Origin of the sequence: Pseudovibrio denitrificans JCM 12308 (assembly GCF_001310815.1) — a bacterium.
Lineage (GTDB): Bacteria > Pseudomonadota > Alphaproteobacteria > Rhizobiales > Stappiaceae > Pseudovibrio > Pseudovibrio denitrificans.
In genome coordinates, this window is the sequence record NZ_BAZK01000004.1 from 163,044 (window position 1) to 185,357 (window position 22,314).

General features: G+C 50.0%; 18 protein-coding genes, 1 tRNA gene and 4 pseudogenes. 13 read left to right on the forward strand and 10 right to left on the reverse strand.

The genetic code is table 11. The features are described 5' to 3' along the window. The first annotated feature begins 209 nt into the window (after nt 1-209). From JCM12308_RS06165 to JCM12308_RS06185, 5 genes and pseudogenes are all read left to right on the forward strand, one after another. Entirely contained in the window at nt 210-1,136 is a 927-nt protein-coding gene (locus JCM12308_RS06165; RefSeq protein ID WP_008549715.1) for a sugar ABC transporter substrate-binding protein, read from the forward strand. 62 nt (nt 1,137-1,198) lie between these two features. Beyond that, nucleotides 1,199-2,305: an ABC transporter permease gene (locus JCM12308_RS06170; protein WP_054783159.1), complete on the forward strand. Its 1,107-nt coding sequence runs from the start codon at nt 1,199-1,201 to the stop codon at nt 2,303-2,305. Between the two features lie 2 nt (nt 2,306-2,307). Then, nucleotides 2,308-3,087, forward strand: a complete 780-nt coding sequence (locus tag JCM12308_RS06175) for an ATP-binding cassette domain-containing protein (RefSeq protein WP_008549691.1) — start codon at nt 2,308-2,310, stop codon at nt 3,085-3,087. A 201-nt stretch (nt 3,088-3,288) separates the two neighbouring features. Then, a pseudogene (locus tag JCM12308_RS06180) lies at nt 3,289-4,400 on the forward strand (Gfo/Idh/MocA family protein). A gap of 201 nt (nt 4,401-4,601) precedes the next feature. After that, nucleotides 4,602-4,677 (forward strand) — tRNA-Phe (locus JCM12308_RS06185). Nucleotide 4,678: 1 nt separating this feature from the next. Here JCM12308_RS06185 and JCM12308_RS28500 read toward each other — a convergent pair. The 5 genes and pseudogenes from JCM12308_RS28500 to JCM12308_RS31335 all read right to left on the reverse strand — a co-directional run. Next, complete coding sequence (locus JCM12308_RS28500) at nt 4,679-4,882, reverse strand: hypothetical protein (RefSeq protein WP_054783160.1); 204 nt, start codon at nt 4,880-4,882, stop codon at nt 4,679-4,681. A 457-nt stretch (nt 4,883-5,339) separates the two neighbouring features. Next, the gene (locus JCM12308_RS28505; protein ID WP_174519178.1) at nt 5,340-5,669 is read right to left on the reverse strand and encodes a hypothetical protein; all 330 of its coding nucleotides are present in this window, start codon (nt 5,667-5,669) and stop codon (nt 5,340-5,342) included. Between the two features lies 1 nt (nt 5,670). Then, the gene (locus tag JCM12308_RS28215; protein WP_164845263.1) at nt 5,671-5,826 is read right to left on the reverse strand and encodes a hypothetical protein; all 156 of its coding nucleotides are present in this window, start codon (nt 5,824-5,826) and stop codon (nt 5,671-5,673) included. Nucleotides 5,827-5,986: 160 nt separating this feature from the next. Then, a pseudogene (locus tag JCM12308_RS06210) lies at nt 5,987-6,433 on the reverse strand (MerR family transcriptional regulator); the annotation flags it as partial. Nucleotides 6,434-6,942: 509 nt separating this feature from the next. Next, a pseudogene (locus JCM12308_RS31335) lies at nt 6,943-7,100 on the reverse strand (IS6 family transposase); the annotation flags it as partial. A 286-nt stretch (nt 7,101-7,386) separates the two neighbouring features. Here JCM12308_RS31335 and JCM12308_RS06215 point away from each other — a divergent pair. The 6 genes from JCM12308_RS06215 to JCM12308_RS06240 all read left to right on the forward strand — a co-directional run bounded on the left by JCM12308_RS06215 (nt 7,387) and on the right by JCM12308_RS06240 (nt 13,012). Beyond that, nucleotides 7,387-8,247, forward strand: a complete 861-nt coding sequence (locus JCM12308_RS06215) for a hypothetical protein (protein WP_054783164.1) — start codon at nt 7,387-7,389, stop codon at nt 8,245-8,247. Further along, nucleotides 8,244-9,842 carry a hypothetical protein gene (locus JCM12308_RS06220; protein WP_054783165.1) on the forward strand — a complete coding sequence of 533 codons (1,599 nt, stop codon included), beginning with the start codon at nt 8,244-8,246 and terminating at the stop codon, nt 9,840-9,842. The genes JCM12308_RS06215 and JCM12308_RS06220 overlap by 4 nt, the downstream gene beginning before the upstream one ends. 537 nt (nt 9,843-10,379) lie before the next feature. Further along, nucleotides 10,380-10,895: a tyrosine-type recombinase/integrase gene (locus JCM12308_RS06225; RefSeq protein WP_244271844.1), complete on the forward strand. Its 516-nt coding sequence runs from the start codon at nt 10,380-10,382 to the stop codon at nt 10,893-10,895. A 214-nt stretch (nt 10,896-11,109) separates the two neighbouring features. Further along, a complete protein-coding gene (locus tag JCM12308_RS06230; RefSeq protein ID WP_208978296.1) occupies nt 11,110-11,805 on the forward strand; it encodes a Crp/Fnr family transcriptional regulator in 696 nt (231 codons plus the stop codon). A gap of 264 nt (nt 11,806-12,069) precedes the next feature. Next, nucleotides 12,070-12,288, forward strand: a complete 219-nt coding sequence (locus JCM12308_RS28220) for a hypothetical protein (RefSeq protein WP_054783167.1) — start codon at nt 12,070-12,072, stop codon at nt 12,286-12,288. A gap of 286 nt (nt 12,289-12,574) precedes the next feature. Continuing rightward, on the forward strand, nt 12,575-13,012 hold the full coding sequence (locus JCM12308_RS06240; RefSeq protein WP_054783168.1) for a hypothetical protein: 438 nt from the start codon (nt 12,575-12,577) through the stop codon (nt 13,010-13,012). Between the two features lie 485 nt (nt 13,013-13,497). Here JCM12308_RS06240 and JCM12308_RS28225 read toward each other — a convergent pair whose 3' ends face one another. Further along, complete coding sequence (locus JCM12308_RS28225) at nt 13,498-13,707, reverse strand: hypothetical protein (RefSeq protein ID WP_164845266.1); 210 nt, start codon at nt 13,705-13,707, stop codon at nt 13,498-13,500. Nucleotides 13,708-14,307: 600 nt separating this feature from the next. Here JCM12308_RS28225 and JCM12308_RS06245 point away from each other — a divergent pair. Next, nucleotides 14,308-16,184 (forward strand): annotated as a pseudogene (locus JCM12308_RS06245) (autotransporter family protein); the annotation flags it as partial. Between the two features lie 885 nt (nt 16,185-17,069). Here the strand turns inward: JCM12308_RS06245 and JCM12308_RS06250 are convergent. From JCM12308_RS06250 to JCM12308_RS06265, 4 genes are all read right to left on the reverse strand, one after another. Then, nucleotides 17,070-18,017, reverse strand: a complete 948-nt coding sequence (locus tag JCM12308_RS06250) for an ABC transporter permease (RefSeq protein WP_373282342.1) — start codon at nt 18,015-18,017, stop codon at nt 17,070-17,072. Nucleotides 18,018-18,239: 222 nt separating this feature from the next. Further along, nucleotides 18,240-19,400 (reverse strand): ABC transporter permease, encoded by a 1,161-nt coding sequence (locus JCM12308_RS06255; RefSeq protein WP_054783171.1) that lies wholly within the window; start codon nt 19,398-19,400, stop codon nt 18,240-18,242. Beyond that, a complete protein-coding gene (locus JCM12308_RS06260) occupies nt 19,397-20,092 on the reverse strand; it encodes an ABC transporter ATP-binding protein (RefSeq protein ID WP_054783172.1) in 696 nt (231 codons plus the stop codon). Before JCM12308_RS06260 ends, JCM12308_RS06255 begins: the two co-directional genes overlap by 4 nt. Continuing rightward, on the reverse strand, nt 20,085-21,122 hold the full coding sequence (locus JCM12308_RS06265) for an efflux RND transporter periplasmic adaptor subunit (RefSeq protein WP_083416577.1): 1,038 nt from the start codon (nt 21,120-21,122) through the stop codon (nt 20,085-20,087). The genes JCM12308_RS06260 and JCM12308_RS06265 overlap by 8 nt, the downstream gene beginning before the upstream one ends. A gap of 227 nt (nt 21,123-21,349) precedes the next feature. Between JCM12308_RS06265 and JCM12308_RS06270 the strand changes: the two genes are divergently transcribed. After that, nucleotides 21,350-22,198, forward strand: a complete 849-nt coding sequence (locus JCM12308_RS06270; protein WP_164845269.1) for a LytTR family DNA-binding domain-containing protein — start codon at nt 21,350-21,352, stop codon at nt 22,196-22,198. The last annotated feature ends 116 nt before the right edge of the window (nt 22,199-22,314 follow it).

Consider the following 22,314-nt stretch of genomic DNA (forward strand, 5'->3'; position numbering starts at 1 on the left):
CTTGTATCTTGCAGATCCGGCACGGATTTGCCGCAAACAGGCTTGCGTTGATATAAAAGGGGATGGGTGCTTTCGCCCGTGGGACGGCTGAGCACTACAATATATGCGGAGACGCATTCGAACTCTGGTGTTTATGGACGAGATACACACCGGACTTCTAGGGGAAACCCTGACTTAAAATTGGCATGCGCCAATCTTGGGAGGTTTATATGAAAAAGACTTTACGCGCGTTCGTAGCTGCTGCTGCGATCATGACTGCACCTGCTGTAATGGCTGCTGACATTATTGTTGTGAGCCACGGCCAGGCAAACGACCCATTCTGGTCTGTTGTTAAAAACGGTGTAGACAAAGCAGCAAAAGACAGCGGCGCTAACGTTTCTTACCGTGCTCCAGAAACTTTTGACATGGTGGCCATGAGCCAGCTTATCGATGCAGCCATCGTTCAGGAGCCGGACGGAATTGTTGTGTCCATTCCAGATGGCGACGCGCTTGGTCCATCCATCACCAAAGCTGTGGAAGCTGGCATCCCTGTCATCTCCATGAACTCCGGTAGCGACGTGTCCGCAAGCTTCGGCACCCTGCTTCACGTAGGTCAGGACGAGTTTGACGCCGGTAAAGCAGCAGGTAAGAAGCTTGCTGACATGGGCGGCAAGGTCGGCATCTGCGTCAACCAGGAAGTGGGCAACGTTTCCCTCGACCTGCGTTGTGAAGGCTTTGCAGCTGGCTTCGGTGGCAACGTGACCGTTGTTCCAACCAACAACGATCCGGCAGAAGTAGAAGCTAAGATCAAGGCGACCCTGGAATCCAACGAAGACATCGACACCATCATGGGTCTTGGTGCTTCTCTCGTAGGTGAGCCAGCAGTAGCAGCGGTTGAAGCTGTAGGACGCACTGGTGAAGTCAATGTAGCAACCTTCGACATGTCCGCAGGCTTCCTGCAGGCAGTTGTTGACGGCAAAGCGGCATTTGCAATTGACCAGCAGCAGTTCCTGCAGGGCTACCTGCCAGTTATCTTCCTCGCTCTCAATGCAGAGTACGGACTTATTCCAGGTGGCAACGTTCCATCCGGTCCAAACCTGATCACTGCTGACAAAGCAGGCCAGGTTGTAGAGCTGTCCGCTCAAGGCATCCGCTAAGGAGCTTTGCTATGGGAGGGGTGTCCGCATCCCTCTCATCCATGCAAACTGAGGGAAATAAAATGTCCGATCTTGCTGTTGAGAGCGCGGACGAAAGAGTAAAAAAAATCTCGCTCATCTCCCGGCTCATGAAGCGTCCGGAACTCGGCGCTATTGCTGGCCTTGCTCTCGTAACAATCTTCTTTCTTTTCACTGCTGACTCCAAGATGTTCACCCTTGCGGGGATCATGAACTTCATGACGCCTGCTGCCCAGCTCGGCATTCTGGCAATCGGAGCAGCACTTCTCATGATCGGCGGCGAGTTTGACCTCTCCGTTGGCTCCATGGTTGCGTTCACAGGGCTGATCTTCGGCGCGGCAATGGTCACGTTTGACCTGCCGTTGTTTGCAGCGATTATTGTCACCTTCATGGCGGCAGCTGCGATGGGTGCCCTCAACGGGCAGATCGTTATCCGCACAGGTCTGCCGTCCTTCATTGTAACGCTGGCGTTCCTCTTCATCCTGCGTGGCCTGTCTCTGGTTGGCCTCAAGGCCGCAACCGGTGGCTCCACCCAACTCCGTGGCATCCGTCAGGAGTTTGAAGGCTCGTGGTTGGCTGAGTTCTTCAGCGGCGAAGCGTTCACACCTCTCTTCTATTGGTTGGCAGAATCTGGCTGGATCGATACCTTCAAGTCCGGCAAGCCAAAGGTTGATGGCATTCCAGTTGATATCATCTGGTTCCTGCTGCTCGCTCTTGTGGCTACCTGGGTGCTTCTGCGCTCCCGCTATGGCAGCTGGATCTTTGCAGCTGGCGGCGACAGCAATGCAGCAAGCAATTCTGGTGTGCCAGTGCGCAAGGTCAAGATGTACCTGTTCATGTTCACCGCATGCTGTGCAGCGCTTGTCGCAATCCTCACCGTGATGGATGCAGGCTCCACCGATGCCCGTCGTGGCTTCCAGAAGGAGTTTGAGGCCATCATCGCAGCGGTGATTGGCGGCTGTCTGCTCACTGGTGGTTACGGGTCAGCGATTGGTGCGTTCTTCGGCTCCATCATCTTCGGTATGGTGCTGATCGGCCTCAGCTACACCAATATCGATCAGGACTGGTATCTGGTCTTCCTCGGTTCCATGCTGCTGATTGCGGTGTTGTTTAACAACATGATCCGCAAGCGCGTCACAGGGGAGCGCTGATCATGACTTCACCTATCGTAGAGATGAAGAACATCGAAAAGCACTTCGGTTCCGTAATTGCTTTGGCTGGTGTTTCCTTCTCTGTCATGCCCGGCGAAGTGCATTGTCTGCTTGGTGACAACGGTGCAGGTAAATCCACCTTCATCAAAACCATGTCCGGCGTGCACAAGCCAAGTAAGGGCGAGATCTTCGTTGATGGTCAGAAGCAGGTCTTTGAAAGCCCGCGTGATGCAATGAATTCTGGCATCGCAACGGTGCACCAGGATCTGGCCATGATCCCGCTCATGTCCATCACTCGCAACTTCTGGCTTGGCCGCGAGCCGGTCAAAAAGTTCGGACCAATCTCTTACTTCGATCACAAGTACGCTAACGAAGTGACCATGGAAGAGATGTCCAAGATGGGCATCAACCTGCGCGAACCGGATCAGGCCGTGGGCACGCTGTCCGGCGGTGAGCGCCAGACAGTCGCAATCGCGCGCGCCGTGTACTTCGGCGCGAAGGTCCTTATTCTTGACGAGCCGACTTCAGCTCTGGGCGTACGCCAGACTTCAAACGTGCTCTCGACTATGGATAAGGTCCGCAAGAAAGGTGTTGGCGTCGTGTTCATTTCTCACAACGTTCGCCACGCCATGGCAGTGGGTGATCGCTTCACAGTGCTGAACCGGGGCAAAACCCTCGGCACTGCAAAGAAGGGTGAGATCACCGCTGAGGAACTACAAGACTTGATGGCTGGCGGGCAGGAGCTTGCCAGTCTGGAGGCATCATTGGGCGGCACCGTATGATGTGTATTTCCGGGAGCTGAACTCAGTTCCCGGTCCAGGCATACGCAACATACAGGTTGTTCAATGACACATTGAGGAGCGGCATTACCCGATCGTGCCGCTCCTTCTTTCTAGCAATGCTCCGTTTCAAAGTGCGTTCTGTTGGAACCAATTAAGAACAAGAACCCGCTTCGCTCTGGGAGCACTTTCAGGATTACTGAGATGGAAAAAATCGGCGTAGGTCTGATTGGAACCGGATATATGGGCAAATGTCATGCTCTGGCATGGAATGCCGTATCCGGTGTGTTTGGTGGTGAGCTTAAGCCAGAACTGGTAACGCTTGCTGAGGTGAATGAAGAGCTGGCAGCTGCGCGCGCAAAAGACTTCGGCTTTGCCAAGTCAACGGGCAACTGGCGCGATATGCTGGCTGATCCTGATATTCATATCATCTCGATTACCACGCCGAACGAGTTCCACCCGGAAATGGCGATTGCAGCACTCGAAGCTGGCAAACACGTTTACTGCGAAAAGCCAATGGCACCTTCCTTTGAAGATGCCCAGAAGATGCTCGAAGCATCCCGCAAGTCCGGCAAGAAAACCTTCCTCGGCTACAACTACATCCAGAACCCGATGATGCGCCGCATCCGCGACCTGCTCAACGCAGGTGAGATTGGCGACGTGCTTCAGATCCGTCTTGAGATGGACGAAGACTTCATGGCCAACCCGGATGATGAATGGGGCATCAAGAGCGGTGCAGCTTCCGGCTTCGGTGCGCTGGACGACTTCGGCGTGCACACCATGTCCCTGCTCATGGCACTGGACCTGCGCATTGCCAAAGTCATGTGCCACATGACAAAGCCATACGCGACCCGTAAGGACGCATCCGGCAACGACAAGACCGTAGAAACTTACGATGCTGCCACCGTGCTGTTTGAGCTGGAAAATGGCGGCAACGGCACATTGCAGCTCAACCGTTCCGCATGGGGCCGTAAAGGCCGCATCGCCGTACAGATCTTCGGCTCCAAAGCTCCATCGTTTATGATCAGGAACGCATGAACGAAATGCACGTCTACAAGGCGGAAGGCGACGTCGCAGGGCAGGGCTACACCACCATTCTGGCCGGTCCGGCTCACGAACCATACGACCGCTTTATCCCGGCTCCGGGCCACGGCCTTGGCTTCAACGACCTGAAAATCATCGAAGTCAATGAGATCCTGAAGAGCCTGCAAGGACAGGAAAGCCATTTAATCGACTTCGAACGCGGCATCTTCATTGAAGGCCTGGTTCAGTCCATGGCCAAATCCCACGAACAGTCTGGTTGGGTCACCGTTTAAAATCCATAGATATCGGAATGAAAAGGGCGCTCCACCAGCGCCCTTTTTTGTAGGGTGAATTCTTGCTTGCAAGGTCTTCAGCGAAAAAAAAGATTTAACCCCCTAAAAGCCTTTGGGAAAACTCTTTGAGGTGCTGGACAGACAAACTTTCCCACCCTATAAGACCCTCACCTCAGCGGGGCACACTGCCCAACGCGACAGGCCCGGATAGCTCAGTTGGTAGAGCAGCGGATTGAAAATCCGCGTGTCGGTGGTTCGAATCCGCCTCCGGGCACCACTTATCTCCTTGAAATTATTGGATAATAAACCGAGCATTCGCTCAGATTTTTCAAGATTTGACACTTTTTCGGCATGGTTTGACACTTTTGCTCCAACTGCTTGCTGAACTCTTCCCCGCGCAGCGTGATTTCCTTCTCAAATCGGACAGCGATATCCGACATGCTTTTGCGTAAATCAGCGCCTTTTGCATAAAGCCGTGCCATGGCTTCTGTCTCATGTGCCAGCGCAGCGGCAAGGTCTCTGTCGTTCAGCCCAATCTCCCGAAAATGGTCGCCACCGTATGCCGCAGACCATAAAGAGTGAGGCCCGGCTTAATCAGGTTTTTATCCTCTAATTGGATGCGCAGCTTTCTCCACGATGCTCTGAACCCCGAAATAGTCCATGGTTGCCCTCTGGAATTTGCACAAAGTGTTGGAGCCGAGTGGGCAGGGATCATTTGAGCCGGGGCGTGTTTTAAAACGATCCTGCGCTCGTCATCCGTCCAGGGCCTGTTGGCGATGGGAGCGTTCTTGGGTTTGCGAATGGACTTAACCCCAAGAGCAGGGTTTTCTTTGATGAACCCGCGCTCTTTGCCCCATGAAAACAGTACAGAAAGCACCTGCTTCACATAGTTGGCAAAGCGCCGCTTACGTTGTTCCTCTGCTCTATCTCTGAGTTTGACTATGAAGGGTGAGGTAAAGCGGGTGAGGGGGGGGTGATTGGCGCCAGATAATCAAAGACCTTCTGGTAGTCCGACTTGGTGCGCTCAGCCAACTCAAGAAAGGTGGAGCTGGCGCGATACTTGTCAATCAGATTGCCGAGCGTGCCCGGCCTGCTGATATCAGCCACTGAATTCAAGCTTGTCAGTCGCTCGCATTCCGCCAGAAAGGCAGCACTGCCAATTGGCGCTTTTTCTAGATTGATCGCCTCTCCAGTCTTGCGATGATAACACCGCAGCTTGCCATGCTGGTCTTTGAAGATCTTGAAGCCTTTGACCCGGATCGTCGTCATATCAGGCTCCAAGTTGATCGAGGAGATCATCATCAGATGGACGACCGTCTTCCTTTAAGCTTTCAATCCAGCGATCCAGATCCTTGACATCCCAGACCTTGCGCTCCGGGAAGAAGAACAGCGGGAACCGGGCAATTGGCCAGGAAGCTGGTTGCACTTAGTCCGCAATAGGAAGCCGTAGAGCTCTCTTCAGCATGCGATACGGCTGGATACTCAAGTTCAACTGCGCTCTCGCCATATCGATCCCCTATTGATCTTCAGGCTATAGATGTTTTGATGCCGATAGCATGGGCCTGTGACTTAATGAGCCAAAGCGATTACTCGCTTTCCTCACGAACCTTTGTGCAAGACACCAGCACTTTCAAAAACAAAGCACCACAATCGACAATATGATAGGCAGGCTGACGTTTTGAGCTTCGCATAATCTGAGTGATCGCCTCCAGAAGCTCTTCCAGTCCGAGATGCATCTCTATCTGAATATTTTCCTCATCCATTGCATTGTTGCAAAGGCAGAAGACGCTACTTTCTGTGCCTAGAATGCCAGACCATTTGTTGGCGAGCTGCTGTGAGACAGTCCCGGCAATCAGCTCTGCAATCGTATTTGTGCAGTGAGAGCGAACCATGTTGTGGTAGGTGGCAACGGCCATCAGATCATTAAAGGTATATCGGGTCCAGCCTTGACGCTCGCCCTCAAGCACCAATTGCTTCCGCCGCCTCCAGACCCGCAACGTCTCGATATTCATCCCAACGATCTTGGCAACTTCGGACGCCGTATATGTACGGCTGTAAGTGTCACTTTATGCAAATGGGTCAAGTGAAACGAAAGTGAATCTTCTAACTTACTGGTTAGATGGAGTACTGAGTATTGGGAAATAGAGAGCGGCTCAAGAGATGGACTGAATGCTATGTTTGCGATGTACCACTAACCAGACGTTCGTGTATTTCCATCAAAGGTTGAGGCAGCGTCAGGGGGGAGGCGACTGGTTTGTGGGAAAGGAAGTTCTCTACTCGGTATTAATACGCTCATTGCTGATGTTGGTCAGAACACAGAGCCTCGCTGGTATAGCAAGTCGCTTGTGACCAATAGCTGCCATTCACACGGCTTAAAGCTCGTTCAAACTTTGGCCAGTGTTCAACTACAGGTCACTTTCATACCTTCAATCTTGAACATCAACTACTGGATGTTCTCTTTGAATGTCCTTGGGTATCACTTGGCACGTATCGAGGGATTAGGGATAGAATACTACGCTAAGGATGGCCTTTCAGGGCTATCTTAATAGATTTTATCATTCTGAAGATGGTTTTCGAGCATAGTCATGGCTTCAGATCGAGCACTGGGGCAAATTCCAAAGGCCTGCTGAATGAGGCCGCTTCACCCAGAGTATCCTTTGAGAAGTTGAAAGCACCGGTTTGACCTTTGCGCAGAGTCCTATGCTTTGCACAGGAAGGGCTTTGTCAACAGAGCCTAGAGTTTTTAGTCTCCTTGATCAATCTGGAAGGCGATGAACCCACAGCAGAAACACCGACCTATAGCAAAAACCTATAGGCGACAAAACAATCTTTGGTTGTGCTGCCCCCCAGCAAAAATACACTCCCGCCAACCAGCGCCACGAGGACGGTAGCTGTTGTCGTAACCGATAATAGTAACGTGTCATGGCCTTTAGCCAATTAACGACATTATTTCGATGGTAGCGTATTAACTTTAGGGAGAGAGCCTATGCAAAAAGACCATCGCATTCGCTTAGAAATCACCAATAACAGCCCATCCGTTTTCACCTTTGAGCAAGCTCACTTAGAATATGGTCAACTCACAGATGATAACGAGTGGCCAAAAGAAATATCTGCTGATGGCGGCCAAGTAATCGTCGAGTGTGATGAGGCGGACAGATCTGTCGCAGGGTGCGCTGGCTGGGTCAAATATAAATCTGCGTCGCCTGAAAACCCCATCAGCATCTATTTCGCATTCGCCAATCCGATTGGGAACATGAACAAAATCGATGTTGGCACAAGCGATCAGATATACGAAACGATGACTTCTCAGTTACTCCCGGTGCAGAGAATTTTCCCAACCAAAGGCTCCGAGGGGCACTATTGGACGGTGGATGCACGCAGCACAAATGGAAAAACCAACGACGCCAGATTTGTGATTGAAAGTGGTGATGCGACGGAAATTATTCCTGAGAACCCACAGTTGGTAAATGCAGCTGCTACTTTTGATAGTGTCAATGCAAACTCCGGCGGGACTGGCTACTACTTGACCATCCACACTTCGATCTACTCACATTTTAAAGGAGTTGGTGCTTTTGGATCAAAGTTAATCTTCACGCACACAAACGTACTGCTTCCCCATCAGCAAGGTACATATATGATCGGAGATAAAATCCCAAAAAAATATGGCGGTAGCTCAACAATTAAAGCAACTTATAATACCGAACATGATCCGCATGGGGTCATCCAGGAGGTGTTCAAGTCTGCGGTAGCTATATGGCACTTGCTCTGGAGAAAAGTGACAAACATAACACCTGCTCAGAAGTACAAATCTACGATGTGCGCCCTACGGCAAAAAACAAACCGATGAAACTTCTGACCACGATCCCGAGAGAAGATAGCGGGGTAAATGGCGCAGGGATGACGAAAGAAAAGTCAGTAGGGGAAGAAAAAGGGAAGTACATTGTCATTGCAGGGGATAGCCCGGGGTTAAGCGTCTATCGATCTAAAACAGCTGAAATTAGTACACAACCCGACCAGTTTGATCTCATTCAGTTGATTTCAAAAAAAGATCTTCCTGACACATTTAGTCCAGAGGGTGGCTTCGCTCTCGCGACACAGGAAGATGGCCAGCTCTTTATTTTCACGATGCACGGCACCGATAGAAGTTTTGGTTTATATCGGCTCCAGATCGAAGGAGATCATAGCGCAACTGTAACGCAAGTTCGTGCTCCAATACTATTGGAAACTGGCCCCTCCTCGCCAGCCGACACGGAAGCAAGATACGACGAGATGTCAGGTGCTATCAGCTTAGCTGGTTTCAAAGCGAACTATATGCCGGGTGTGGATATGATGTCACCGTCTGACCTGGGTGCCAATTTCAGATGGGGAAAGGGTCTTCAGATTACATCACCCACCAGTATTGAGATTTTTGCAACATCCAGAAGTGCTTTCCCATATCCGCCTTTCTTCCCTGGAGTGTTTTCAGTTGCGACTTGGAAAGCGGAAACCGCTATCGATGCTGTTTGGTGGCCTAGCATTTATTACACTACAGGCTCCTCTGTGGCGATCGCTACAGATTACAACTCAGGCTGTTTGGAAATGAACCGTGGCTCTGGCGGAAATAGCAACAAACTTTACTACCGCGTAGGAAGGGCGCATTTCTCCGGCAATCGTATCGACTTTGGAAACGGTATATATTTTACTAGCAGCTCCGACTTTGCCGTATCTATGGACAATAAAGACCACTGTATCTGCGTACATAGGGAAAGTGGGAGTGGCAATAAGCTATATTATGCCGTTGGACTTGCGGATATAGGTGCCAGGACAGTCAATTGGGGCAATAATCAAAATTACACCACCGGGACCAAGGTCGCAGTCGCCATGGATAATCATGGTAACTGTGTTGAGCTACACACCGGTAGCGGCGACGACAAAGACAATCTCTACTACATGGTTGGGATCGTTAACTCCACTGCAAAGACAATACATTGGGGAGATAGCGACAAGTATGACACGGGCGCTGACATTGCCATCGCAATGGATGATCATGGTAATTGCGTAGAGACACACAGAGGTAACCCGGCTTCTGGTAACGACGATAAACTTTACTACCGCGTTGGCAGAATAGACTTCAGCAAAAAGACCATAAGTTGGGGTGATAGTATCCAATACGATTCAGGCTCAGATCACTCAGTAGCGATGGACAATAGTGGTAATTGTGTGGAGGTTCATCGAGGTCGCGGTAGCAGCGTTGACCTATACTACCGTACTGGAAAAGTACAATTTGAGAAAAAAAAGATAGACTGGAGTGAAAGTAAGAAATACGACCATGGCTCTAATCTTGCTGTAACCATGGATAATAATGGCCACCTTATAGAAGTGCACAGGCATTCGGAAGGTGGCGATGACAACAATAAGCTATACTACAAAATTGGTTTGCCGGATCTGGACCCCGCTGACTAAGCTCTTCCCTTGCAAAGCACAGCGTACTTCAAACTCCCCGTAGTGACGGGGAGTTTGGTGTATGCGTAGCGATTTGTGCGACGAAGAATGGTCATAGAAAAGTTGGAACCCAGTGAGCGTTGCGAAGGTGCAGTCCGGTACACAAAACTTACGCTTCATCAAGAGCATGTTGTTTGTCTTGAGCACAGGTTACCCTTGGTGGGATATGCATGAAGGCTGCCGTAAACGCCTTAGGTTGGGGCTACTTCAATCCCTGATGGAAATGCTCCAATGTCTTCAAATGACCCGTTATCAAAGCGACATCACTCATCAAGGAACTTTTCCGAAAACTATACCGCACAATGCTGGTCCTTTGCGTAATGCTTGGCAAGCAGACCAGTAGTTCGTTGCCCTTACCAAGCTAAACCTCAATACTGTCTTCTACCCGCTGTAAGATTAGCTAGATGTGGTGGTTGAGGGTGGTATGGAGGAGCTGTCATGACCATATCAAACCTTCCTATGATCTAACCGGTAAAACCAGCCTGGGATCGTGGCAGGATTGTCGGGCAAAAGCGCCCTTTGCTACCAAAACACGTCTGGGCCATTCGTGTTCGCCTCGAGCTTGCAGGCAAAGTACGTGAGTTAGCTTTATTCAACACAGCAATCGATAGCAAACTCAGAGGGTGTGACCTCGTACGTCATAAGGTTGTCGATGTCTTTACTGCAGGGCGAGTGAAAGAGCGCACTTCAATAATTCAGATTAAGACCGGCAAACCTGTTCAGTTTGAACTCATGGTGGGAACCAGATCAGCCTTGTCAAAATGGATAGACAGTCCAGAAATGATCGGGTCAGAGTACCTATGGCTAAGTCGGTTTCATGACAGGCCGCATATTTCGACACGACAATACGGCCGATTGGTGAAAGAGTGGGGTTTATCAATCGGGCTAGAACCAAGCTCTTATGGTACACACTCAATGCGCAGAACTAAGGTCGCGCAAATCTACAAGAAGACAGGTAACCTTCGTGCTGTGCAGCTTCTTCTTGGCCACACAAAGATGGACAGTTCTGTCTGATATCTAGGTATAGACCTTGAAGATGCACTCTCGTTGTCAGAGAAAATCGACATTTAGCAATTAAGGAGCTGGTAGGGAGCAGCTCCGAACTCTTCAGTTGTCAGCGGCCACAATTGAAACTCTGCAACTAACAGTATGGTGTGTTGACAATAAGTGCGATGTTCAGGATACGTGATAATGTGTACACCTCAACGTATTTCAAGGAACCTTGGCCATGACAGGATTGTTGGATCACGGGAGCCTCAAGTTCCTTGACCTGCTCAGCCCAAAGGTCGAGGCCGCTTTTGCAGCTGTCGAGCAGCGCCACACCTATCAGGACGGACGTACAATCTTTTCGACTGGTGATGAGGGTGATCGCCTTCTCATTGTGCGTTCAGGGGCAGTTAGAATGGGGCGCTTCAGCCCCAGTGGCCGAGAAACAATTCTTGCAGTGCTTGGTGAGGGTCACTTCATTGGCCTCATGGGCGTGCTGACCGGGCGCAAGCGGACGCAAAATGCCGTTGCAGTCGGTAAAACGACGATTGGTTATGTTCACAAAGCTGATTTTCTGACGCTAATGGACGCTCATCCGGAAATCGCCCGCGCAGCTTTGCCAGCTACGTTGAGCCGTTTGAATGTGGCGCTGAATATGCTGGACGATCTGCGTTTGCTGCCTTTGCCTGCTTATACAGCGGTGTTTTTGCAGAACATGCTCGAAGCTTCAGAAGTGCCAGGGATGCTCAACTGGAACCAGTCTGAGTTGGCTATCGCTGTGGGCACCTCACGTGTTTCTATGGGTAAAGCGCTCAAACAGCTGGAAAAAAATGGCCTGATCGTACTGAAGTATGGCGCAATTTCCGTGCCGGACGAGCAAGCCTGTCAGACTGGATTGATGCCGCCAGAGCCGAGCATCTGTCCCTCTGAGGTCTGACCGCTCATGCTGTGTGCACAAATCTGATTAAACAGCCAGATTGCTAAGTTCTTAGCATTCTTTGCGTTACCGACTACGTATAATCCCTCTGTATTTTCATCCCATTGATATTCAAGTGTCAGCATTTTGACCGCTGCCGCCTGAATATCAGAGCGTCGTCTGGCGAGTGACTGGGGAGAGAGCTTTAGCGACTACGCTTAGGGGACATTCTATGTATGCGGTCAAACACATTTGCGAGCGCTCCAGAGGCAGCATTTTGGGGCGTTGGTTCAAAGCTCAGACACAGTCCTCCGCGAGTTGCTATCAAACGCACCCCCCCTGTTTGCATCTCTGCTCCGCTGGTTGGTGGTGTTGGGGCTGCTGACTGCGGGAGTGTTCTGCGCTGGATTAAGTGCACGAGCACAAATCATCCTCACCATCTCACCGCTTGGCGTTCTGTATGCAGGGCTAAACATGGTCCATTCCTTCAATGCTGAAGATTGAAGTTCCCCGTTTTTCGCTGCCCAACGACCTCATTACAAATACATAAAAGCCGAGGAATTGAATGTTCCAGAATAGTTTTGGTTCACAGACAAGACGAAAGCAAAAAACCGTTGTTGCAGCATTGCGTGTCCCTTCGTTTGCACTCATTGCCCTAGACTTGGTAGCCACAAGCCGGTCTGCTTGTGCAGAGGACATTGATGGGTCTTGGTCACTAACAATTGATAGTGATCCAGGTTTTTCGGATCACCCTAGTCTGTGGGATGTGGATGCCCCCTTGAATAGTAGGGTGACAGCTGGGTCCGATGCCAAGATTACCATTCAAAATGGTGGTGAAGTCACCAACACTGGTGGAACTATCGGCGTAAACTTCGGTTCTTACGGCACCGTAACGGTGAGCGGATCGGGATCCCAGTGGCTGGCCTCCGGGGAGTTCAAGGTTGGCAGTGCTGGAACGAGCGCTGTGAACATTGCCGATGGCAGAATCCCTGGTGGGGTGGGCACGATCAACGGTTCAACAACAGTCACGAACGGTACCGTCGCTGCTGGAAACAGTCCCAATACGCTGACAATTGATGACGACCTCGATCTTACCTCCGCCTCAGCAATGGATTTCGAGCTTGGCTCTCCATCCGGCACAGCGGGTGTAGACAGTGATCTGGCACCGTTGCGGTTAAGTTTTTCCGATTTTTTGCTCTCCAGGGATAGACGCACATGCGATGTTTGATTTTTGCATACAAAAACACATCAGCCCTAGTTTCACATAGGCTTGCGATTTCAATCATTGCAGGTGCTCTGGCGGTAGCTCCCCAGATTGCTCGTGCAGACGTTATCTTTACCGGCAATAACTACGGCTCTTTTGGCAGTGGCCATATGACCCTCGGCGAAGGGGGGATTGGCACGCTCACAATCTCTGGCGTGGACATACATGGCGTGAGAGAAGATCAAACTATTGACGGCGACTTGAATATTGCACGCCGTAGGTCTTTTGATAGCGGGATTGCCCGCGGTGAGCTTAACGTGCTTGACGGTGCTCGCCTAACTGTAAATGACTTTATTCTTGCTGGCAATTATTTCGATAGCGCTCCAGCACCAACAGAAGGAGCCCATATAATAGTTTCGGGCGAAGGATCTATATTATCAACTTTAAAGAGACTAGATTTCCAATATGGAACGAGCGCACTCACCGTCTCAAATGGCGGTACTTTTTCCTCACCCAATTGGATCAGGTTTGGTGATGCTGTTGGAGGTGGCGATCATAGCCAGTTTGCCGTCAATGTCGGTGCCGCGAAAGGTGAAGCTGCGCAAGCCCCGGGCATACTGGATGTTCCAAGCATCTATTTTCGGTATGCCACGAGCGAGCTGAACTTCAATCACACGGATGACGCTTATATTTTTGATGTTGACATCGGGTCGGTTCATTCCAATCAAGGGCATCACCACACAATCAATCATACAGCGGGCGCAACGATTTGGACCGGCGGTGTGGGTGAATTCTACGGTGGTAACAACAGTTTTGCTGGTACAACAAATATCACTGGCGGTGCGCTGATCGTTAATGGCGAACTGCCTGGGCATATCAAGCTGACGAACGGAACACTAGGGGGCACGGGCACTGTCGGCAATGTCGAGGCGACAGATGGTACGCTCTCTCCAGGCTCCAACGGGAGCGGCACATTGAAGATCGGCGGCAACCTTGTTTTGGGCGAAAGCGCGAAGCTCGATTTTGGCCTTGGTGCACCCGATGGCACAGCAGGCGTGAACAGCGACCTCATCACAGTCGGTGGCAACCTGACGTTGGATGGCACAGTTAATGTAAGCGATGTTGGCGCGTTTGGTGCAGGTGTATATTCATTAATCACCTATGGCGGCGCCCTGACAGATAACGGGCTCACAATCGGGCTTTCCCCAGTGGGCTACGACTATGCCCTGAGCACCACTGCAACGCCCGGCACGGTGTCGCTATTGGCCTCGACGCGGAATCTATTGTTTTGGAACGGTACTTCGACTGCCGACGGCACCGTGCATGGCGGCGCCGGCACATGGAATACAACAAGCCAGAACTGGACCAATTCCGCCAGCTTCACAGATCTGACCTATGACCCCAACAGCTCACTTGTTTTCCAAGGTACTGCGGGCACTGTCACGGTTGCTGGTACAGGTATCTCGGTCTCATCTGGCCTTCAGTTTGCAACCGATGGCTATCAGGTCAAAGGTGGCGATATTAAGCTCAACGGCGCAACGTCGGTCCGTGTTGGTGATGGTACGAATACTGGTGCAGACTTCACTGCGACCATCGCTTCTGCCATTACAGGGCCCGGATCTCTGAACAAAACCGACCTAGGCACACTTATTCTAGAGGGCAATAATAGCTATGCAGGTGGCACAACCCTGACAGCGGGTAAACTGGTTGTTAATGGCGCCGTGGGTGATGTTACAGTCAATGGCGGTAGCCTTGGTGGTTCGGGGACTGTCGGGACTATTGCCTTTAACTCAGGTGCTGTGATCGCTCCGGGAAATTCCATCGGGACTCTGAATGCGACTTCTCTTGTTTTCAATAGTGGTTCAACCTTTGAGGTTGAGCTGAACGATGGGGGCAACGCGGCAGGCATCAACAACGATCTGCTGGCGGCCAGCGATACCGTGATGATCAATGGTGGTACAGTTCATGTTAAGCCAGAAAACGGAACCGACGATGGTTCAACCTACGCTGCAAATACGGTCTATACGATTATGAGCGCTGTAGGCGGCGTCTCTGGAACGTTTGATACACCCACACCAACAGATGACTTCGCGTTCCTTAATTTCGCTCTGTCATACGATGCGAACAACGTTTATCTGAGTTCCCAAATGGCATCCAGCACGTTCTGCATGCCCGGGATGAGTGCTAACCAGTGCGCTACAGGTGAAGGTGCGTTCTCACTTGGCAGCGGAGATTTGTTCAATTCAGTCTTGAACCTGTCCAACTCAGATGCACCAGGAGCACTCGATCAACTTTCAGGTGAAGCCCACGCCTCAATAAAAGCAGCGCTGATTGAAGATAGCCGATTTGCCCGTGAGGCAGCCCTCAGTCGAGTGCGCATTGCAATGGATTCCGTTGCTGCGGATGGACAAGAGCAAGTGGAAAAGCGCATTGGCGAGAGCCTCGCATTCTGGGGGCAAGGTTTTGGGTCCTGGGGCCGCTGGAGCAGAAACAGTAATGCCGCAGCGCTTGACCGATCAATCGGCGGTTTCCTTCTGGGGGGAGATGTCCAGATCGGTGAGAACTCCCGTCTTGGCTTTTTCGGAGGCTATGACAACAGCAGTTTCAAGGTGAATGGCAGAACGACCTCTGCGACAGCAGACACGCTGCACCTTGGTGCTTATGGTGGCACAGAATTTGGGCCTCTGGGGGTGCGCGCAGGTGCGAGCTATGCATGGCATGATATCGACACGGCCCGTTCAGTCGCCTTTACTGGCTTTGCTGAGAACCTATCAGGGTCCTATACCGCGCGAACCGCGCAGATCTTTGGTGAAGCAGGATATCGTTTTGATTTTGCTGCGACCAGTCTGGAGCCTTTTGCCAATATATCCTACGTCCAGTTGTCCAGCGATGGGTATTCTGAAACCGGTGGATCTGCTGGGCTGAAGCTGGTCGCCAGACTATGGACAGCACCTTCACCAGTATCGGGCTGCGTGCAGAGACACAGGCGAACCTTGGTCAACTCACTGCGAAGCTTTCAGCTCACGCTGCCTGGCAGCATGCGTTTGGCGATGTAACACCTGTTTTCAATCACGCCTTTGTCGGAGGCGAGGACTTCTCCGTTACCGGTATCTCGATTGCCAGAGATACTCTTCTGCTAAATCTGGGAGCATCGGTGGATCTGGGACGGAACACAACCTTAGGTCTGGCATACGATAGCCAGTTTGGTTCCGGCTTCACCGGTCAGGGGCTCAAAGCAAACATTGCTCTGAAGTTTTGACCGTTTTCCAGTCTGTGTAAGGCCAACTACCCGACAAAACCTGCCCGTCACCTGTAAACTCAAGTGGCGGGCAAATGCTCTCCGACTGTCAAAAATCCATATGCACCATTCCGGCTATTTTGTCCCCGTCCTGAACATGCCTTTACGCTTCAGCGCCGCGACCTTCGCGTAGGAAACGAAAGCGATCTAGGAAACTCAGACAGTCCGCCCTCAAGACTTCTTCAACCGTTGATAGAACAGCCCCAATGGCAGCTAATGGCCCGATGCTGGCAACTGTCACTAACTTGCCTGCGTTCTTGCAGTTCAGCGAACGGGACCAAGTTTGCAGCGCGGGTTTTGTGATCTCTATGGAAAAATAGGAGCTATCGTCAAATTTTTGCGAGGTTGGTTCCACTTAAAGTTGAGGGGTAGCTTTGACATAGGCTGTTCATCTGTAGATCGAATGGCCAGCAGCTAATACATGACTTCAACCATTAGTTAATTTTAACAAGCTAGCTGTTGAGTGACTTTGCAGCCGTTTGAGCTGCTACGAGATAATGTCATCTGCAACAAAGCTTCAACACTAAAAAGATTTTGCTTCGAGATGTTCAGTCTCGGATAAATTACATTATCATTTTTTCCGAGCACGCCTAAAGCAGTCGTCAATACAGATGAAACCAACATAAGCGACTGAAGAGCCGGTTTGCCTTTGATGCGTCGCCCTTTGTGTTGGGGAAAGGGCGACGCTTTGAGTAGGGAAAGTTGCGGTTAGTTGTTCTTCCCCACACTCAATCTCGTTTTAACGGCGCTTGATAACGGCAATTGCTAAAAGGCTCGCCTGCATCATTTTGTTAGATTGCTTATGGGAGAGCGCAGGCTAACGATTATCGCGGGACAAATTGCACCAAAGAAACCGATTGTAGTCGCGAGCATGAGGCCTTGGAGTAATCCTTCATGCGAAAACCTCAAGGTGTAGCCAATGTTTGTCACGCCATTTGCAAGAGCTGATGCCTGAAAGCCATCAAGTAATAGGTAAACAACTCCCCCACCTAGCAATCCTGCTACAAAACAAATCGCTAGGTATTCGAGTATCAATCCCACGCAAATCGCGGAACGAGCGAAGCCGAGAACGCGATAGGTGCCTATTTCTGTAGTTCGCTTTGCTACAGATGACATGACGATGTTTAACACACCAATGATTGCGCCAATTGCCATGAGAGTGGTCAGCGGCCAGGCAAGCTTTTGTACAAGATCGCTACTCTTTACAGCTTGTCGAGCGAAGTAAGCTTTTTCGGTTTGTATTGACAGCAATAAGCGAGGGTCTGTTTCATTGAAATTCGAGAGGTCTGCAAACGCTGTTGGATCCGACAACTTGAGGCGAACGCTTTGAACTTGGTCAGTACGATTAAAGAAGTTTTGGACTGCTGTTAAGTCACCCCAAATTTCAGATTCTGACATGCTACCATTCGCTTGAAAAATGCCTACGATGGTCCAAGCTGTTGTGCCAAATGTAATCGTGTCACCTACCTCCATATTTTGATAGGTTCTGGCTACGCTATTACCTACAACGAGCTCAGCAGTTCCCACCTGAGGCCAACGTCCCTGAGTAACTTCAATACCATCACGCATAGCTATTCCAGCAGCGGAAATACCTCGCAACCCGATGTTTGCTCGCTTGTTGTCGCTCTTTCTCCAGCCATCAACAATGAGACTAACTTCAGGAGAAATTGTGGAGGTATTTACGGCGCTTTGTAGAACCTGAACTTGCTCACGGCTTACTTCACTATTCAGCTCAGATTGCTGCCGCCCCGCATAATAAGAACTACATCAGCAGCTCCAGAGTTTCCGAGACTGAACCTCAAACCTTCTGAAAGAGCATTTAGCCCCAGCAATGTTCCGACTACTAAAGCGACACACATGATTGTGGCAGCTGTAAGCGTTAGCCGGCCGCTTAACCCTCTCAGGTTCATTCTTGTGATAGCAGTTGTTTGGCTTACAAAACTCTGCATTCCATCAGCTCCTTCGCAGCAAAGTTGCTGTGTCTGCATTTACGACTTTCAGAGCGGGTATAACGCTAGCTAATGATGCAAGAGCAATCATAGAGAGAACTCCGGCAACAAAAATCTCTGCTGTAATGGCAATTCCAGGCGCGATTGAAGCGAAGCTCTCAGCCATGCTCTCGAGTAACCCAGCTGCAATCGCTAAACCAAAGCAACCCGATATAATCGTGAGACTAAAACTCTCTGTTACGATGAGTTGAAGAACTTGTTGGCGAGTGAAACCAAGGGCTTTTAAAATGCCAACTTCACGAGCTCTTTGCTGGACGGAAAGAGCTGTTGTACTTCCGACGATCATAATCAAACTCATTAATGCGGCTGCAAGAACCAATAGGGTTACGAGTGCCAGATTCCCAAACTGGGCTACAAAAGCCTGAGAGAAGCTGCGTTCACTTTCTGTCGTTGTTCTGTCAGTGAAACTTTTGAAATGTTGATCAATAGCTTGCCCCATGGCAGAGGGATTCTCTCCAACTTCTGGTTTGGTAACAATCCAGCCAATGGTGTCCACATTCTGATCACGTGCCTCGTTTAACCGGCGGTAGTGAATGTAGAGAAAGGACGTATCTATTTGCTCCGTAGCACCTTCAAAAATGCCTGCAATTCTGAAGACCCAATTGTGAGCCCCGTCAGCTCGGGTAATGCGCTTATTGAGAATAGATATCTGATCACCTACATGCCAGCCATACTGTTCTGCCATGGATTTACCGACTAAAATTGCAGAGCGATCATCGAGAAAACTCTTCTGGGCACTATCACTTAAGTGCAGATCTTTGCCGTAGACCTTCAGATAAGATTGTGGCTCCACCGCAATGGCGTGAAGCGAGTTGCGAGGCTCTTGATAGTAACCGCCAAACCAAGCCGCATATGTTTGCTCTCTTACTGCTGGGATCTTTTGAACCTCATGAAAATGAGAAAGAGGCAGTGGTTGAGTAAAGTTGATCTTGTTTGCAGTGATCATTCGGCTCGCATCATCGTCTGAGCTGGTTGCTCCGTAGGACTGCTGGAACGCTGATAGTATCCCGAACAAAACATAGGCGATTACTATGGAAGACATCAGGAGAAGATTACGAAGCCATGCTGATTTAAAGTTCAGTGCAATAAACTTAGACGAGTTCATGCCGCACGATCCATCTTGCTGATCTCACCTTTGTTGAAGGTGTAAGTTTGATCAGCGTAGTCTGCTGCTGACGGATCGTGTGTGACCATCACGATGCTTTTACCAAGTTCTTTGCCCAACAGCTGCAGGATCTTCATGACTTCCGTAGCTGTCGCGCGATCAAGATCACCAGTTGGTTCATCACAAAGCAATATGGGTGGGTCAGAGACAAGAGCTCGTGCAATCGCCACACGTTGCTGTTCTCCTCCTGACAACTCATTTGGGCGATGCTTCAAACGGTGTCGAATTCCCACCATTTCTGCAGCTTCATCTACTCTGCGGCGTCTTTCCTTTTGTCCAAGTTTAGTAAGCATCAGAGGTAACTCAATGTTCCCTGCTGCATTCAACATTGGCATCAAGTTATAGAACTGAAAAATGAAACCAATTGTCTGAGATCGGAGACGGGCAAGTTGTCGCTCGTTGAAGTGGTCAATTTGCTGACCTCCAATGAGGATCTGGCCACTTGTGAGTTTCTCAAGACCTCCAATAGAATGTAAAAGCGTTGTTTTTCCAGAACCTGATGGGCCCATTAGTGCAACAAACTCTCCTTGTTGTATTGAAAGGTTCAGGTGTTCGAAAACAACTGCATCATTTCTGGATTTGCTATACATCTTGCACCCATCGACAACTTCGATAATTGGTGTCTTAGTCATCCTCAGTCCTCTCTGGATTAATCTTGAAGTGCGTTTTTGCGATCATGTTTGGACGCAGTCTCTCGTCCGGCCGGGTGAAGCTGAGTTTGATTTGAACAGTTGATTTTGCGCGGTTTGCGATTGGTGCAATGGATTGCACTACTACCGTAAATGCGTCTTCGGGATATGCATCCAAATAAGCTTGAGCGGTTGCTCCGAGTTTAATCCGGTGCAGCATCGTCTCTGGAACATCGATCTCGATGTAGATGGAAGACATATCTACGACGGAGCAAAGGCCACCATCCTCACCAGTGCCAAAAGCTTCTGGTGATGTTGTTGCTCCAAGACGAGCACCACAATTTGTCACCACACCTGAGACAGGGGTCGTCAATGTATGCTTCTTTAGGAGGGTAGCTACCCGATCGACTTCATGGGCTGACACTTCTTGTCTGGCAACAGCTTCTTTATTTTTTGCCTCTAAAACAGCAACCTGGGTTTGAACTTTATCCAGCTCTGCTTGGCTCATGAGCTCGCGCTCTTTAAGTTGAGTGGCACGCCTTAAGACACGTTTGGCTTCCTGCAATTCCACTTCAATCGCTTGGGCCGCCAATGAGTTTGCTTCTCTACGCCCTTTTGCAATTTCCAGCTCTGCTTCCACCAGGGTACTGTCGAGCAGAGCGATAGTTTGCCCTTTGACAACCGCACTACCTTCCTCAACGAGCAAATGAGTTAAAGTGGACGAAACCTCTGCACTTATGATTGCTTCATTCTCGGCGGACAAATAGCCGGCTACGATCCAACTTGCTGCAGGTGGAGTTGGAGGAGGTACACTATGTATCTCTGTAGGTCTTATTTGAGCGGCTGTAGGCCGCTGATTGGCTTGGCCAAAGTACCAAAAAAAGAATACTGCTGCACAAGCAATGGCTGCGAACAGCAGAACCAGTGGTATTATGTTGCTGTTAGACTTCTCATCTTGCTGCTCCTCACGCTCAATTTGAAAAGAGCGTAGAAGTAGGCTTGTGTCTTGATCTGTTTGAGGGACGATTGGCATAGAGTTCCCGCACCACTACTTCATTGAATTTTGGGGAACCTATCGTCATGGTTGGGCTGAATCCTATAAGTGTGCTGCTTGACAGTGGCTGGTTTCCGCTTCTTTTTCACGAACCTACCATTCATTAGGCTTCGATCCTCACGAAGACTATGTTAATTGTCCTCCCAAAAACTGGTAGTGCAGCCCGACATGTGATGCGGTTGTTGTGTAAGCTCTGGGAGTGTTCATTGTCCGTCGAAAAAACCGAAAGCAAGCCGTTTACATTCCAGAGCCGTCGTGACATGCGTGGATTTAGTTTTTTCGTTGTTATCCCACTAGCATTGGCTGCGTTCACCGCAACTGAGACTGGATACAATCGTACCCTTGGGTACAGCGGTGCTATAATTTACATTAGTTTCATTGCACTCGTATCCTGGTGGATTGCAGAGCTGACGACAAAACTTGTTTGGGTATCAGTACGAGCCTATCGGCCTCCTCTTTGGATCATATGCAGCGTTGGTGTGACATTGGCATGCGTTTTGGTCGTGCCTTTAGTTTCTCAAGTTTCTTATTTATTCGCTGAATACTGGCCAACAGAACGTGCCTCAGAGTTGCTTAATCACGCTGCAACCAATCCTGTGAGCGAAGGGTTGATGCAAACTGCTAGAGCAGTCATTTTCTGGCTTACATCAAACTATGCTTTCGACAGACTGCTCAACTACCCGCGTTTTAGATATGAAACACAAGATTTACCCCAACAGAACCCTTCCATTGATTATATAAAATCAGAAAATGAGTTGTTGCGACGCCTGCAGTCTATTAGCAGCTTGGATGAAATCGATCACGTGAAAGCGGAAGAACACTACACCTGCGTTTCTGGAAAAGGTCAGCACGAGCTAATTCATTATAGGTTTGGTCTTGCGCTAAAGGATCTTGCAGGTGAAGAAGGTTTCAAGGTCCATCGATCACATTGGGTACGAAAGAGCGCGGTGTTCAAAACCGTAGAAACTGGTTCCAAACTCCACATAGAGCTAAGAAATGGAACACTAGTCCCAGTAAGCCGTCCCAATCATTCGCTTATTAGGCAGGTACTATGAGTTTGTGCAGCCTGTAGCGATTTTGCAATTTTTGGCTTGTTTTAATAGCGTGCTTCTTCGCAAGTGCTCACAAGCCTCCTTTCGAAAGCTCAACGGCCTTGTCGCTGGTGGCTTTT

Coding starts and splice junctions, on each gene's coding strand:
- JCM12308_RS06170 (WP_054783159.1), top strand. CDS start 1,199: ATGTCCGATCTTGCTGTTGAGAGCGCGGACGAAAGAGTAAAAAAAATC.
- JCM12308_RS06165 (WP_008549715.1), top strand. CDS start 210: ATGAAAAAGACTTTACGCGCGTTCGTAGCTGCTGCTGCGATCATGACT.
- JCM12308_RS06255 (WP_054783171.1), bottom strand. CDS start 19,400: ATGAACTCGTCTAAGTTTATTGCACTGAACTTTAAATCAGCATGGCTT.
- JCM12308_RS06265 (WP_083416577.1), bottom strand. CDS start 21,122: ATGCCAATCGTCCCTCAAACAGATCAAGACACAAGCCTACTTCTACGC.
- JCM12308_RS06175 (WP_008549691.1), top strand. CDS start 2,308: ATGACTTCACCTATCGTAGAGATGAAGAACATCGAAAAGCACTTCGGT.
- JCM12308_RS06230 (WP_208978296.1), top strand. CDS start 11,110: ATGACAGGATTGTTGGATCACGGGAGCCTCAAGTTCCTTGACCTGCTC.
- JCM12308_RS28500 (WP_054783160.1), bottom strand. CDS start 4,882: ATGGCACGGCTTTATGCAAAAGGCGCTGATTTACGCAAAAGCATGTCG.
- JCM12308_RS06220 (WP_054783165.1), top strand. CDS start 8,244: ATGAAACTTCTGACCACGATCCCGAGAGAAGATAGCGGGGTAAATGGC.
- JCM12308_RS06260 (WP_054783172.1), bottom strand. CDS start 20,092: ATGACTAAGACACCAATTATCGAAGTTGTCGATGGGTGCAAGATGTAT.
- JCM12308_RS28505 (WP_174519178.1), bottom strand. CDS start 5,669: ATGACGACGATCCGGGTCAAAGGCTTCAAGATCTTCAAAGACCAGCAT.
- JCM12308_RS28225 (WP_164845266.1), bottom strand. CDS start 13,707: ATGAACCGACCCGATGTCAACATCAAAAATATAAGCGTCATCCGTGTG.
- JCM12308_RS06215 (WP_054783164.1), top strand. CDS start 7,387: ATGCAAAAAGACCATCGCATTCGCTTAGAAATCACCAATAACAGCCCA.